The sequence below is a fragment of the uncultured Ellagibacter sp. genome (assembly GCF_934617235.1).
Classification (GTDB): domain Bacteria; phylum Actinomycetota; class Coriobacteriia; order Coriobacteriales; family Eggerthellaceae; genus Ellagibacter.
The window spans coordinates 19113-33598 of the sequence record NZ_CAKTTZ010000003.1 but is presented as its reverse complement, the minus strand read 5'-3'; the positions used below and the strand labels follow the sequence as shown (position 1 = coordinate 33598).

Below are 14486 nucleotides of genomic sequence, written 5' to 3'. Positions count from 1 at the left end.
TATAACCATGGCAATTAACAGAACTCCGGTTCTTAAGCGCTGCCGCCAGCTGGGCCTTGATCCCGTTGTGCTGGGGTACAGCAGCTCTAAAACCTCCAAGCGCGAGCCCAAGCGTCGTCGCAAGGAATCCGAGTACGGCATGCAGCTGCGCGAGAAGCAGAAGGTGAAGTTCATCTACGGCGTTCTCGAGAAGCAGTTCCATGGCTACTTCGAGAAGGCGAAGGCCATGCCGGGCATCACCGGTGAGAACCTGATGCGCATCCTCGAGTCCCGTCTCGACAGCGTCATCTTCCGCCTCGGCTTTGCCCGTACCCGCAAGGAAGCTCGTCAGATCGTCACCCACGGCCACATCATGGTCAACGGTCGTCGTGTTGACGTTCCTTCCTACCGCGTGAAGGCCGGCGACGTCGTTTCCGTGGCTCCGAAATCCAAGGAACTCCTCGTGATCAAGAGCGCTCTCGTTTCCAACGCTCGTTTCGAGGTTCCTGCTTGGCTCGAGGTCGACATCGAGAAACTCCAGGGCAACGTTTTGGCTCTTCCGCAGCGCGATCAAATCGATTTGGACATTAACGAACAGCTTATTGTCGAACTTTACTCGAAGTAATCGCAGCATAGTAAGGAGGCTTTTAAAACATGACAGAGTTCATGAGGCCTACTGTAACAACGGAAGAAGTCAACGACACGGTGGCTCGTTACATCGTCGAGCCTCTCGAGCGCGGTTATGGCCATACTCTTGGCAACAGCCTGCGTCGCGTGCTGCTCTCCTCGCTTGACGGCGCGAAAGCGACTGCCATCCAGATCGAGGGCGTGCAGCATGAGTTCACCACTGCTGAAGGCGTCATCGAGGACATCACCGATATCGTCCTGAACGTGAAGGGCCTTGTTTTCTCGGCTCTCAACGACGACATCACCGAGGCAACCGCTCACGTGCTGGCCGAAGGCCCGTGCACGGTGACCGGCGCCGACCTTGATGTCCCGACCGAGTTCACGCTGGTGAACCCCGAGCACGTCATCGCGACGGTCGCCGACGGCGGCACGCTCGACATGACGATCCGCATCGGCGTCGGCCGTGGCTACGTTTCCGCTGAGCGCAACAAGCGCACGGAGGATCCCATCGGGGTCATCCATGTCGACTCGCTGTTCTCCCCGGTTCGTCGCTGCACGCTGAACGTGACCGACACGCGCGTTGGTCAGCGCACCGACTACGACAAGCTCGTTCTCGAGGTCGAGACCGACGGTAGCATCGCCCCGACTGAGGCCGTGTGCCGTGCTGCGAACATCGTGAACCAGTATATGGGCGCGTTCCTGAGCCTTTCGAACACCGACGAAGAAGAAGGGGAGGAAGCTCCCTCCATCTTCGCCCCCGAAGGCCAGGAGTCTAATGCTGAGCTTGACAAGCAGATTGAGGATCTGGACCTCTCCGTCCGCTCCTACAACTGCTTGAAGCGCGCTGGCATTCATTCCGTCCGCCAGCTCGTCGAGTTCTCCGAGAACGACCTGCTGAACATCAGGAACTTTGGTGCGAAGTCCATCGAGGAAGTGAAGGACAAACTCATTTCCATGGACCTCAATTTGAAGCAATAGGAGACCGAGATCATGAGACACAACAAGAAGGGGCGCAAGCTCGGCACCGATTGGAGCCACACTAAGGCTATGAAGCGCAGCCTTGTTAAAGCCCTTTTCCTGAACGACCGCATCAAGACGGTCGAGTCGCGCGCCAAGGAGATTCGTCCTGACGTCGACAAAATCATCACCTGGGCGAAGAAGGGCGACCTGCATTCCCGTCGTCTCGCCATCGCTGCTCTTGGCAACGACAAAGAGCTCGTTCGCGAGATCTTCGAGAAGGTCGAGCAGGGTCTGTTCGCCGATCGCCAGGGCGGTTACACCCGCATTATGAAGCTGGGCTTCCGCAAGGGCGACAATGCTCCCATGGTCATCATGGAGCTGTGCACTGAGCCTGTCGCCAAGAAGGCGAAGACCGAGGAGAAGCCGGCTGCGAAGGCTGCCAAGAAGGTTGCTCCGAAGAAGGTCGAGGCTGCTGAGGAAGCGAAGGCTGAAGAGGCCCCCGCTGAGGAAGTTGCCGAAGAGGCTGCTCCCGTCGAGGAGGCAGCAGCTGAGGAAGCTGCTCCTGCTGAGGAAGCTGCAACCGAGGAGAAGGCTGAATAGTCTTTCCCCCTATGGGATTTGAAGAGAGTCGGGGCGATACGCCTCGGCTCTCTTTTTGCATTTGGCCCGAAGTGATGCGTCCTTAAGGCTATTGCTCGGTATACTGCATGGGTGCATTTAGCTGTGAAGACATATCATTTCGGGACATCGCTTCTCCATCGCGCTGATCCACGCGTGAAGATTGCGCTCTTGCTTGCGTATTCCATCACGCTGTTTCTGCTTGAAACTTGGACGGGCCTTGCGATCGTCGCAGTGATTTACGCGCTTGCGCATGCGGTAAGTCGCGTTCCCTTCAGGGGCGTTTTCATTCTTGCCGTGCCGACGTACGTGCTGGTCGCTGTTGCTATCGCGTTTTGCTCTTTTTCCTGGGATGTGTCGTTGCCGATATCCCTATCGGGCTCGGAGCTGTCCATGGCGGGACCGCTTTCGGCCTTCGACCCGATCGCCCTTGTGGGGTCGTTTGGTTTTGTTCCTGTCGGTTTCGCCAAAGGGTCGTTTAACGCGTTGCGCGTCGTGCTTTTGGTGTACGCGAGCCTGCTTGTGAGCTTCACAACGACTTCGACGGAGATGATGAACGCGGCGTCGAGCTTTATGGCGTCCCTCAAACGAACCCCTCTTCCCGTTGACGATGCCGCATGCGCGCTCTCGATTGCGCTTCGCTTCATTCCTGTGACGGCTGAGGAATTGTGCCAGGTCCACGATGCGCAATGGTCGCGGTGCGCACGTTTTTCCGGTGCGGGTATCACTGAGACCTTGCGCGCTTGGGAGCGCGTGTTCGTGGCCCTCTTCGTGGCTCTCTTTCGGCGCGCGGATCGCCTGGCATCTGCCATGGACGCGCGATGCTACGGGGCTCCAACCGAAGCTGGGCGTCGTAGCGCTCTCGTGGAATCGTGCCTGGGAGTGCGCGGCGCGGTGCTGATCGTTCTCGGCGTTGCGGCGTGCGCGCTTCTCGCCATCTTCTTCTAACTCGCTGCTCGGCCCACATACACCCCGCAGGCGCATCAAGATGGCGCATCGGGCGTGGGCATCGCGGTGGCGTGCGGGCGAAGTGGTATAGTTTCCCTGTTAGGTTTCGGCCGCGTTTGCGTCGGTCGAACGAAAAGAATCCTTCAGGGAGGTTTTGCATGGGCATGATCATCGACGTATTCGGGCGTGAGGTTCTCGACTCTCGCGGAAACCCGACGGTTGAGGTTGAAGTGGCGCTCGACGATGGCTCGTTCGGTCGCGCTGCGGTTCCCTCCGGTGCGTCGACGGGCGCATTCGAGGCTGTCGAGCTGCGCGATTGCGACACGCATCGTTATATGGGCAAGGGCGTTCAGGACGCCGTGGCCCATGTCAACGAGGAAATCGCCGAGGCTCTTATCGGCTTCGAGGCCGAGGATCAGCGCGCCATCGACGCGACGATGCTCGAGATCGACGGCACCGACAACAAGGGCGCACTTGGCGCGAACGCCATCTTGGGCGCATCTCTCGCCTGCGCTAAGGCTGCTGCCGAATCCGCGCAGCTTCCGCTTTACAAGTACGTCGGTGGCATCGGGGCGCATGTGCTTCCCACGCCGATGATGAATATCCTGAACGGCGGCGTGCACGCTGACAATAACGTCGACTTCCAGGAATTCATGATCATGCCGGTCGGCGCCCCCACGTTCGCCGAGGCGCTGCGCTGGTGCGCGGAGATCTACCACACGCTCAAGAAGGTCCTGCACGAGGCGGGTCTTGGCGGTGGCGTGGGCGACGAGGGCGGTTTCGCTCCGAACTTCACCACCAACGAGGAACCGCTCGAGTACATCGTTCGCGCATGCGAGGCCGCAGGTTACAAGCCGGGTGTCGACATCATGTTCGCGATGGATCCGGCTTCCACCGAGTTCTACAACGCCGAGACGGGCAAATATGAGCTTAAGGGCGAAGGCCGCGAGCTCACGAGCGTCGAGATGGTCGATTACTGGGCCGCGCTCGTTGAGAAGTACCCCATCATCTCGATCGAAGACGGCATGGCCGAGGAGGATTGGGATGGCTGGAAGGCACTGACCGACCGCATCGGCGACAAGGTGCAGCTCGTCGGCGACGACCTGTTCGTCACGAATTCCAAGCGCCTTGCGAAGGGCATCCAGCTTGGTTGCGCGAACGCGATTCTTATCAAGGTGAACCAGATCGGCAGCCTCACCGAGACGCTCGAGGCGATCGAGATGGCGAAGCGCGCAGGCTATGCGTGCGTCATGAGCCATCGCTCGGGCGAGACGGAGGACACGACCATCGCCGACTTGGCCGTCGCGTGCAACACCGGCCAGATCAAGACCGGCGCGCCGTGCCGAAGCGATCGCGTCGCGAAGTACAACCAGCTTCTCCGCATCGAAGAAGAGCTGGGCGACCAGGCAGAATACGCTGGTCTTTCCGCGTTCTACAACATCAAGGTGCCGCAGGCGTAAGAAGAAATCGCTCGGTGGACTTTCTAGCCGAAACGCTATAATAGGTGCCATCGAACGTGTGCGCGCCGTCGCTTTTCGCGGCGGCGCGTTTTTTGTGAAAGGGGATTCGATGGCAGAGATGATTTCTCTGGAAGAAGCGCAAGCGCTCGTCCTTGCGAACGTGGTGCTGCTTTCAACGGAGGTGGTTGAGGTTCTCGACGCGGTGGGCCGCGTGTCGGCTGCTGATTTGGCGAGTGACATCGATATCGCGCCCTTCGCCCATTCGGCGATGGACGGCTTCGCGGTGCATGCGGCGGAGCTTGAGAACGCGAGCGAGGACGTGCCGGTGGAACTCGACGTCATTGCGGAAATCGGCGCAGGCGAGGTCTACGACGGGCCGATCGAGGCAGGCCAGTGCGTGCGCATCATGACAGGCGCGCCGGTTCCCGATGCTGCGGATGCTGTGGTGAAATACGAGATTGTCGGCGTCGTGTCGGGTGATGGCAAGCCGGGCGGCCGCGTTTCCTTCACCGCGCCGACCAAGCTGCGCAACAACATCCGTGAGGCGGGTGAGGAAGCCCATGCGGGTGAGGTTATCGTGCGCGCGGGCGAGGTCATCACCTCGGCGGGCGTCGGATTCCTTGCGGGGTGCGGCGTGCTGCAGGTTCCGGTCTATCGTCGCCCGAAGGTGGCCATTGCGGCAACCGGGTCGGAGCTCATCGACCCCTCAGAGGTTCCCTCTGCCGGCAAGATCCGCAACTCGAACAGCCTTGCGATTGCGGCGTGTGCAAAGGCGGCTGGGTGCATCCCCACTATCCTTCCCATTGTGGAGGACACGTACGAGGCGCTTGAGAAGACGGTGCTCGATGCAGTGGAAACCTATGATTTCGTGATTACGACCGGCGGTGCTGCGAACGGCGATTTCGACTTCATCAAGCCGGTGGTGGAGGGCACAGGCGAGCTGCTCATGACCACCGTGAACATGCGTCCCGGCAAAGCGCAGACGTTCGGCCTGGTGAAGGGCACGCCTGTGTTCGGCCTTCCCGGGAATCCGGCCGCGGCGTACTGTGGTTTCGAGATGATCGTCCGTCAGGCGCTGCGCAAGATGCAGGGCTATAGCCACTTCAACCGCCCCGTTGTTCGCGCGCGCTTATCCCAGGACACCAAGAAGAAGGATCCGCGCCGCATCTTTTTGCGCGCGACGCTCACTAAGGACGACGAGGGCTACCTGGTCACGCCTGCGCAGAATCAGAGCTCGGGGCTTTTCGGGCCGATCCAGCGCAGCAACTGCATGGCGATTATGCCCGAAGGGCTGGAGTCTCGCGCGGCAGGCTCGATGATCGACTGCGTCCTGCTCGACGTCTCCGAAGAAGTGCTGATTTAGAAGAACCCTACGATTTCGCGCCACAGAGGTGCTAATGGAAGATGAAAGGAAGCAACCATGAGTGTTGAGAAACCGGTATTTGCTATCATCACCTGTTCCGATACGCGCGGCCCCGAATGCGATACCGCAGGTGACGCGCTTGAGTCGCTGATTGAGGAGCAGGGTTGGGCATGTCGTACGCACATGATTGTGAAGGACGATCGCGCCGGAATCGCCGCCGCTATCAAGCGCTGCACCGATGACCTGAAGGTCGACATCGTGCTCACCTGCGGCGGGAGCGGCTTGTCCCCGCGTGACAACACCCCCGAGGCGACGCGTGATGTGTGCGAGCGCGAGGTTCCCGGCATCGCCGAGGCCATGCGCTATCACAGCCTGCAAATCACGCCCTACGCGATGCTCTCGCGTGCGATCTGCATGCAGCGCGGCAATACCCTCGTCATCAACCTGCCGGGAAGTGAGAAGGCCGCCCGCGAGAATTGGGATGGCATCGTCGCCGCGCTTCCCCATGCGGTGAAGATGATGGCCGGTGGCGGGCACTAATATTCCCTGCTGATTTATTTCCGCTTTGTTTCGAAACGCGCCCGAAAAGCTTGATTGCTCGGGCGCGTTTTTCATGAGTGCTATACTTTGCTACCGATAACAGGTTACGAGAAAGGCTTGGAAGCGGTGGAGGAGCTCATCAACGGCTTCACGGGGTTCGCTCGCAAAGCTCAACAGCAGCAACAGCAATCGGCACGGCGGTCTGGTGCGATGACCCCCGATGAGACGAGCGCGGCCAGCGCCAAGGATGAGCAAGGGGAAAAGCCCACGTTCGATCCCGAGCAGCTTGCCCTGATTCCCGAAACCGATCGTCGCTGGTCATGGGTGGAAATCAATCTTTCGGCAATCCGTCACAACGTCGGTGTCGCGCGATCGCTCATCAAGCCGAGCACGCGCCTTCTCGCCGTGGTGAAGTCCGACGCATACGGCCACGGCGCCGTGAGGGTTGCAAAGACGGCGCTGCAATCGGGCGCGAATTACCTTGCCGTCGCTACGATTGACGAGGGCATCAAGTTGCGCGAGGGCATGGTGGGAGCCCCGATCCTGCTTTTGTCCGAGCCTCCTGCAACGGCCGCGCCCCTGCTGCTCGCCTACAAGATCATGCCGTCCATCTACACGCCCGAGTTCGCCATTGCCTACGCCGAGAAGGCCGACGAGTACGGCATCCGTGCGCCGTTCCACCTGGCGGTGAACACGGGCATGAACCGCATCGGCGTACGTTACGATAACGTGGTCGATTTCATGCGGAAGGTGAGCTTCCATCGCGCGCTCGATTTGGTGGGCACGTTCACGCACTTTGCGACGGCGGACTGCGAGGGCACGCTCGACTTCGGTATCCAGGTGAAGCGGTTCACGGAAGCTATTTCCGCACTGCGCGAGGTGGGCATCGACCCCGGCATCGTACACTGCGCGAACTCCGCCGCGACGGTTCGCTATCCGCAGGTCCACTTCGACATGGTACGGTGGGGCGTGTCGCTCTACGGACTGCACACCTGCCAGGAAACGCGCACGATGATCAACCTCAAGCCTGCGATGAGCGTCCATGCTCGCATCACCGACACGCGCACGCTTCCCATGAGCGAGGGCGTGAGCTACGGGCTGAATTACCGCAGCCCCGGCAGCGTGAAGATCTGCACGCTGCCTGTCGGCTACGCGGACGGTTTGAACCGCGGCCTTTCCGGACGCACCGACTTCATCGTCGACGGCACACGCGTGCGCCAGGTCGGCAATATCTGCATGGACCAGTGCATGTTCGAGGTCGATTTGCGCACGTACGGCACCCGCCGCCGCCTCGACCCGCAGATCGGCGATGAAGTGGTTATTGTCGGCCGCCAGGGCGATTCCGTGGTGACGCTCGATGACATGGCGAACAAGCTTGGCACGATCCACTACGAGCTGGCCTGTGCCTTCGGAATGCGCCTGCCGAAGGTGTACGTATAGATGACCAAACCGCACATACCCCTTCCCGAGATTCGCGCCGCAGTGGAGGCATGCCATCGCTGCCCGCTTTCGCAGGGGCGCACGCAAACGGTGTTTGGGGTGGGAAACCCCCGTGCCCGCGTGCTTTTCGTAGGGGAAGCGCCTGGTCGCAATGAGGATCTGCAGGGCGAGCCGTTCGTTGGCACCGCTGGGCACATGCTCAACGACCTGCTTGCGATCGCAGGGCTTTCCCGCGACGACGTGTACATCGCGAACGTGCTGAAATGCCGCCCTCCTGGAAATCGCGACCCCAGGCCTGAAGAAATCGAGCTCTGCGCGCCCTATCTGCGTGAACAGACGCGCACCATCATGCCTGACTTCATCGTGACGCTCGGCAAGTTCGCCACGCAGTTCATCCTGAAGACCGAGGTGGGAATCACACGGCTGCACGGGACCTTGCAGCATGCGGGTCGCTTCAGCGTTTTCCCGATTTACCATCCCGCCGCTGCGCTCTACGACGGCAGCAAGCGCGAGGCGTTGGAGAACGACTTCGCGACCCTCGGTGAGCTTTTGCGCCAGGCGGGCATCGTTGCCGCTGACCCCGATGGCTTATCACGTGGGGAAGACACGGCGTCGCGAACGCCTGCGTCCGTACCTGCCCCCTCCGACAAGGTGGGGGAAACATCGCCGTTTTCCCAGGTGGAAGATGGCACACCCTCTCAGCAAACACTTCTCTAAAAAGGTGGAAGCATGCCTTTCGACGCAATCGAATACATCAACACGCCCCGCTGGCTGACGTCCCGCCTCGGCCTTGAGCGCATTCGTGAGCTTCTCGATCGGCTGGGACGCCCCCAGGACCGCTTGAAGTTCGTCCATGTTGCCGGCACGAACGGCAAGGGGTCGACCTGCGCCTTCACGGCTTCTATCCTTACGGAGGCGGGCTTTAAGACGGGGCTTTTCACGAGCCCTTACGTGGAGACCTTCCACGAGCGTATTCGCGTGAACGGGCGCAACATTTCTGATGAGGACCTCACGGCTGCGACGCTTCGCGTGCGGGAATGCGCTGAGGCGATGGAGGCGGAAGGCGGGGAACACCCCACCGAGTTCGAGTTGATGACTGCCGTGGCGCTCGTGTATTTCGCGCGCGTCAGTTGCGACGTCGTGGTGCTCGAGGTGGGGCTTGGCGGCCGCCTCGATTCCACCAACGTCATCGCAGCGCCCGAGGTTGCGGCCATCGTGTCGATTGCGCTCGATCACACGAACCTTCTGGGGAACACGCTTGCCGAGATCGCCCATGAGAAGGCGGGCATCGTGAAGACGGGTTCGATCGTGGTGTCGTGGCCGCAGGAGGCATCCGCCATGGAAGTGGTGGAAGATGCGGCACGGCGCGCGGGCGACAAGCTCGTCGTGCCTGATTTCTCGCTGCTTTCGGTGGGGAAGGTGACGAGGGGCGCTGCGCTGTTGAGCTGTGGGACCGCTCTTGAGCACGAGGGGCATACTCCGTGCTCAGACAGTCCTCGCTGCGCTGCGGAACTGCGTGCGGAGCACGTTGCCCCTCATGCTCAAGAGCTTCAGGTGGGGGCCGAGGGAGGCTCAACCTGCGAGGCTGGCGACCCCGCACGGGAGGCTCCGTGCTCAGGCAGTCCTCGCTGCGCTGCGGAACTGCGCGCGGAGCACGTTGCCCCCGCCCAGAAGTTCCAAGTAAGTTCGTCAATCGATGCCGGGTTTGGTGGGCGTATGCCACGCGCAGTTCCGCACGAGCCGAACGTGCCCTCTGGCACGTTCGTGCGAGCTCAGGACTGTTTGAGCATGGCATATGCCCACCAAACCCCTATGTCGCAGGTTGAGAGTGCTGTTCCCATGCGTCAGTTCTTCTATCGCGGGCGGGAGTATGCGACGCGGCTTTTGGGGTCTTATCAGCCTTCGAATGCGGCGATGGCTATCGAAATTGCTGGTGCGCTGCGCGAGCGCGGCTGGGAGATTCCTGATGAGGCTATCGCGCGCGGAATTGCCGAGACGCGGTGGCCTGCGCGCTTTGAAGTGCTTGATCAACCAGCGGGTATGCCGACCGTGGTGATCGATGGCGGCCACAACCCGCAGGGTGCGGGCGTGCTCGCCGATTCACTGTGCGACGTTTTCCCTGATAAGCGGCCAGTATTCCTTGTGGGAATCCTTGCGGATAAGGATTATCGCTCGATGCTTCGAGAGGTTGCGCCGCTGGCGAGCGCCTTTGTGTGCGTGACGCCGCCCAATCCGCGCGCCCTTGATGCTGCCGATCTCGCTGAGGCGATTCACGAGACGTGCGATGAGCTTGGTGTTAGCGCACCCATCGAGGTTGCGGGCGATTTCGACGGCGCCGTCTCTGCTGCACGTAAAATCGCCGGCTCCGAAGGCCTTATCTGCGCATTCGGCAGCCTCTACTCGATTGCCGACGTCAAGGCCGCGTTTCTTCGCACTGCGGACGGCAACTCTTCGCAGTCGTAGAGTTTCCCGACAACATTTCGCATATACGGTGCTTGGTCATCGCAAAAGGCGGGGCTAGGCTATTCCTGTCCTCATATAACGATCGACTGCTAGGATTCTTACTATCGAAAATAATTCTCAATAATAATGAGAATAGTTATCGATAATGTGCTATCCTAACTTCCAGCAATCAATAATCGCATTTGCGAAGAGGAGGGGGTTGCGTTATGGATATCTTGACCGACGTTGCTTTACTCTCACGTATCCAGTTTGCGCTCACCGTTGCGTACCACTTCATTTTCGTCCCGCTTTCGATCGGGCTTGGCCTGATCACGGCGATTTTCGCGACGAAGTACTATCGCTCGCGTGACGAAAAGGACGGCGCGGCGGTGCGCTTCTGGGTGAAGATCTTCACCGCGACGTTCGCCATTGGCGTGGCGACGGGCATCACGATGGAGTTCTCCTTCGGCACGAACTGGGCGGATTACTCGCGCTTCGTGGGTGACATCTTCGGCGCCCCGCTTGCCGCTGAAGCACTGTTCGCCTTCTTCCTGGAGTCGGTGTTCTTGGGCGTGCTGCTGTTCGGCCGTAACAAGGTCTCGCCCAAGTTCTACACCGTGTCGGCATGGCTTGTGTGGGCAGGCTCCCTTTTAAGCGCGCTCTGGATCCTCATCGCTAACTCGTGGATGCAGACGCCCGCCGGCGCCGAGCTTGCAGCCGATGGAAAGAAAGCCATTATCACCGACTTCCTCGCGGCCGCCATGAATCCTTCGATTGCCCCGCGTTACTTCCACGTGATCGTTGCGCTGCTGATCATCGGTGCGTTCACGTCGCTCGCTTTGGGCGGGTGGTACCTGCTTAAGAACAAGCACACCGACTTCGCCATGAAAACAGTGCGCATCGGCGCTGTTGTCGGCATCGTCGCTTCGTGCGCGATGATCGTGACCGCGCATGCGTCTGCCGTCCAGGTGTCCGAGGAACAGCCCACCAAGCTTGCCATGATGGAGGGCATGTACAACGACGAGGTGCCACCGCTCTACGCGTTCGGTTGGGTTGACGAGGAAAACGAGCGGGTGATCACCCCGTTCGCCATTCCTGGCGGGACGAGCTTCCTTGCGACCGGCACGTGGGATACCGAGTACAAGGGCCTGCACTCGCTCGCGCAGGAGGACAAATACTCCGACATGAACGTTGCAGATCAGCCGGTAAACCTTGTGTTTCAGACGTATCACCTGATGGTTGCCATGTATGGGCTCATCATGGTGACGGCGATCCTTGCGATTGTTTTCACCATGCGCGGCGGGCGCGTCCGCTCGATGCGCTGGCTGCAGAAGCTGTTCGTTATTTCGCCGCTGTTCCCGTTCGTGGCCATTCAAGTTGGCTGGATCACGGCGGAGGTGGGGCGTCAGCCGTGGGTTGTCTACCCCTCGACGACCGGTCCCGACGGCGTGTCGCTTCTGACGAACGACGCGATTTCCCAATCCGTGTCGGCGCCTGAGCTTTTGATCACGCTGGCGCTGTTCCTCGCGGTGTATCTGTTCCTCCTCGTCGGCTGGGTGCGCGTCATCTCCCATTTCGTGAAGAAGGGGCCTGATGAGGGTAGTGCCAATACGGGTGACGGGAACCTCGCGGTTGCCGGCGCAGGTGAAAAGGGTGGTGAGCAGTAATGACGATTCTTCAGATACTGTGGTTCTTCCTGATTTTTGTGCTGATAGCGGGCTATTTCGTGCTCGATGGATTCGATTTGGGTGCAGGCACGCTCTACCCGATCCTCGCGAAGAACGAGACTGAGCGTGCGTACATCCGTCGCAGCATCGGTCCTGTGTGGGATGGTAACGAGGTTTGGCTGCTCACGGCGGGCGGCGCGCTGTTTGCGGCGTTCCCGGCGGCATACGCCACGACGTTTTCGGGCTTCTACCTTGCGGTGATGCTCGTGTTGTTCGGGCTTATCGTGCGCGCCGTGTCGCTTGAGTTCCGCGCGCACGATGCAAGCTGGGCACGCGTGTGGGACGTGTGCTTCATCGTGGGGTCGTTCCTGCCGGCGCTATTGCTCGGGGTTGCGGTGGGCAATGCGTTCGCGGGCATTCCCATGGCGGCGAACGGAGACTACTCGGGTGTTTCGCTTTTGGGTCTCATCACCCCGTATACGCTACTTGTCGGCTTGCTGGGTTTTGCGATGTGCCTGACGGCCGGGTGCTTGTGGATTGCGCTTAAGACCCCTGAGGGAAGCGACCTTTGTGCACGGGCGCGCAAGCTCGGACGCGTTTTGCAGGTGGTGACGCTTGCGCTGTTCGCGGTGTGCACGGTTGCGACGCTTGGGGTCATCCGACCCGTCATTGAGCCTGCGATGTGGCCTGTGGCCTGCGTGTTCGCGGTTTTTTTCGTGATTGCTCTCATCGCGTCGATGTATCTGGGTCGCGCGAAGGAAAACGACCTGGGCGCGTTTATCGCGCAATCGGTGGGTGCGGTCTGCCTCATCGGGCTTTTGGCGGCGTCGATGTTCCCGACGCTTGTGGTTGCCGACCCCGCTGGCGTGGGCGCTTCGATCACTGTGGCGACCGCGGCGTCTTCGGAGACCTCCCTTGCTTGGATGACGGGCATCGCGTGCATCGGTGTGCCGCTCGTGCTGGTGTACCACGTTATCGTTTATCGCACGTTCCGCGGTCGTTTGAGCGAGGAAGATGTGGCCTAGCATGGAGAGGAAAGACTACCTGAAATGGCTCTCCGTCGTTTGCGTGGTCCTGGCGGCGTTCGGGGTTGGCATCTTCCTTGTGGGATATCAGCCCTTAAGCGCAGGGCGTGTTGCGACGGTTTGCCTGCTCGTCGTTGCCGCCGCCGTGCTCGCGTGGCTTTCTCGCCGCGAGCGCAACTAGGCTTCTCGTTGCGGTTGTGCGCCCTGGCGCCTTGCCGAAGCCGCAGCGCGTGCCCACGCTTTTCTGCCACCGCGCCACTGCACGTTCCCGAAAATGAAAAGAGCCCGCAGATGCGGGCTCTTTCGTTGCGGTGGTGAAACCTTACAGGTTGTCGATGTACTCGACGAGGTCACCGACGGTGGTGAGGCCTTCCGGCTCGCCGAAGTCGACGCTGCACTTCTCCTCGAGATCGCAGATGAGCTCGACCATGTCGAGGGAGTCGATTCCCAGGTCTTCGAAGGTGGCGTCTTCGGTCACGTTCTCGGGGTCGATGTCGAGGTTCGATTCGAGAACTTCTTTAACGGTATCAAGCGTAGCCATTGAAGGCATCCTTTCTCACAGTGAACTAGCGAAGGTATTGTACCCTATCGCTACTCCTTCTGCTTCAAAAGGCCGTAACCTCCATTGTCGCGACGGTAAAGAACATTCACCAAGTTCGTGTCGCGATCGGTGTAAGCGAAGAAATCGTGGCCCAGAAGGTCGATTTGCACGAGTGCTTCTTCCTCGGTGAGTGGTGCGAACTCGATTTCCTTCACGCGCACGACCTCGTCGTCGGACAGCTCGCTCATAAGCCCGTCGAGGTCGAGCTCTCCTTCGGAGACGGGAATGGGCGAGGCGTCAACGGTTTTCTCGCCGTTCCGGGTCTTGCGGTCGATGACGCGCGTCTTGTACTTGCGCAGCTGGCGCAGCACCTTCGCCGCGGCGACGTCGATGGCTGCGTACATATCGTCTTCGTGCTCTTCCACGCGGATGATGTGGCCCTTCGTGCGCAGCGTGACTTCGCAGGTGTCGGGGCAGGGGTTCGCCGGGTTCTTCTCTTTGCTCAGGACGACTTCGGCGTTGAGGGGGTCGATATCCATGACCTTCATCGAGTTGCCGATTTTCTCCTCGGCATAGGCGCGCAGCGCGTCGGTTACAGGCATTTTGCGGCCGGATACGGTAATGCTCATAGTTACCACCTCACAATCGTGGCGAATAAAAAACAGCCTGGGAGGATGCCCTTGTCCATGCGGGTTTATCTGCGATTTCGATACCCGTCTGCATGGAACATGTTGGCTCCTTACCTCGAAGCTGATAGGAACAGCATAGCGCAAAACGGCGTCGGGGGAGATGAGTATTTGCGACCGTTTTGGCAACGCTTCGCTTACATTCGCAGGTGAAAGGGGGTTTTGCAAGTTAAGAACCCGTTATTTGAGG

General features: G+C 60.2%; 15 protein-coding genes. 13 read left to right on the top strand and 2 right to left on the bottom strand.

The window, feature by feature from the left end:
- Positions 1-7: 7 nt before the first annotated feature.
- From rpsD to Q0G85_RS01100, 13 genes are all read left to right on the top strand, one after another.
- Positions 8-604 carry a 30S ribosomal protein S4 gene (rpsD, locus tag Q0G85_RS01160; RefSeq protein WP_158048644.1) on the top strand — a complete coding sequence of 199 codons (597 nt, stop codon included), beginning with the start codon at positions 8-10 and terminating at the stop codon, positions 602-604.
- A gap of 29 nt (positions 605-633) precedes the next feature.
- Positions 634-1584, top strand: a complete 951-nt coding sequence (locus tag Q0G85_RS01155; protein WP_297153939.1) for a DNA-directed RNA polymerase subunit alpha — start codon at positions 634-636, stop codon at positions 1582-1584.
- Positions 1585-1596: 12 nt separating this feature from the next.
- A complete protein-coding gene (gene rplQ / locus Q0G85_RS01150) occupies positions 1597-2166 on the top strand; it encodes a 50S ribosomal protein L17 (protein ID WP_297153937.1) in 570 nt (189 codons plus the stop codon).
- A 123-nt stretch (positions 2167-2289) separates the two neighbouring features.
- Entirely contained in the window at positions 2290-3132 is an 843-nt protein-coding gene (locus tag Q0G85_RS01145) for an energy-coupling factor transporter transmembrane protein EcfT (protein WP_297153935.1), read from the top strand.
- Positions 3133-3290: 158 nt separating this feature from the next.
- Complete coding sequence (eno, locus tag Q0G85_RS01140; protein WP_297153933.1) at positions 3291-4592, top strand: phosphopyruvate hydratase; 1302 nt, start codon at positions 3291-3293, stop codon at positions 4590-4592.
- A 109-nt stretch (positions 4593-4701) separates the two neighbouring features.
- The gene (gene glp, locus Q0G85_RS01135) at positions 4702-5955 is read left to right on the top strand and encodes a gephyrin-like molybdotransferase Glp (protein ID WP_297153931.1); all 1254 of its coding nucleotides are present in this window, start codon (positions 4702-4704) and stop codon (positions 5953-5955) included.
- 57 nt (positions 5956-6012) lie between these two features.
- Positions 6013-6495, top strand: a complete 483-nt coding sequence (locus tag Q0G85_RS01130; RefSeq protein WP_297153929.1) for a molybdenum cofactor biosynthesis protein B — start codon at positions 6013-6015, stop codon at positions 6493-6495.
- A gap of 210 nt (positions 6496-6705) precedes the next feature.
- Entirely contained in the window at positions 6706-7935 is a 1230-nt protein-coding gene (gene alr / locus Q0G85_RS01125; RefSeq protein WP_297154026.1) for an alanine racemase, read from the top strand.
- Entirely contained in the window at positions 7936-8652 is a 717-nt protein-coding gene (locus Q0G85_RS01120; RefSeq protein ID WP_297153927.1) for a uracil-DNA glycosylase family protein, read from the top strand.
- Between the two features lie 12 nt (positions 8653-8664).
- Positions 8665-10398, top strand: a complete 1734-nt coding sequence (locus Q0G85_RS01115; protein WP_297153925.1) for a folylpolyglutamate synthase/dihydrofolate synthase family protein — start codon at positions 8665-8667, stop codon at positions 10396-10398.
- Between the two features lie 206 nt (positions 10399-10604).
- Positions 10605-12044 (top strand): cytochrome ubiquinol oxidase subunit I, encoded by a 1440-nt coding sequence (locus tag Q0G85_RS01110; RefSeq protein ID WP_297153924.1) that lies wholly within the window; start codon positions 10605-10607, stop codon positions 12042-12044.
- Positions 12044-13069, top strand: a complete 1026-nt coding sequence (gene cydB / locus Q0G85_RS01105; RefSeq protein ID WP_297153923.1) for a cytochrome d ubiquinol oxidase subunit II — start codon at positions 12044-12046, stop codon at positions 13067-13069. The genes Q0G85_RS01110 and cydB overlap by 1 nt, the downstream gene beginning before the upstream one ends.
- A 1-nt stretch (position 13070) precedes the next feature.
- Positions 13071-13250 (top strand): preprotein translocase subunit SecE, encoded by a 180-nt coding sequence (locus tag Q0G85_RS01100; protein ID WP_297153922.1) that lies wholly within the window; start codon positions 13071-13073, stop codon positions 13248-13250.
- 141 nt (positions 13251-13391) lie between these two features.
- Here the strand turns inward: Q0G85_RS01100 and Q0G85_RS01095 are convergent, their stop codons facing one another.
- A complete protein-coding gene (locus Q0G85_RS01095; protein ID WP_296060580.1) occupies positions 13392-13610 on the bottom strand; it encodes an acyl carrier protein in 219 nt (72 codons plus the stop codon).
- A 50-nt stretch (positions 13611-13660) separates the two neighbouring features.
- On the bottom strand, positions 13661-14239 hold the full coding sequence (raiA, locus tag Q0G85_RS01090; RefSeq protein ID WP_158048656.1) for a ribosome hibernation-promoting factor, HPF/YfiA family: 579 nt from the start codon (positions 14237-14239) through the stop codon (positions 13661-13663).
- Between the last annotated feature and the right edge of the window lie 247 nt (positions 14240-14486).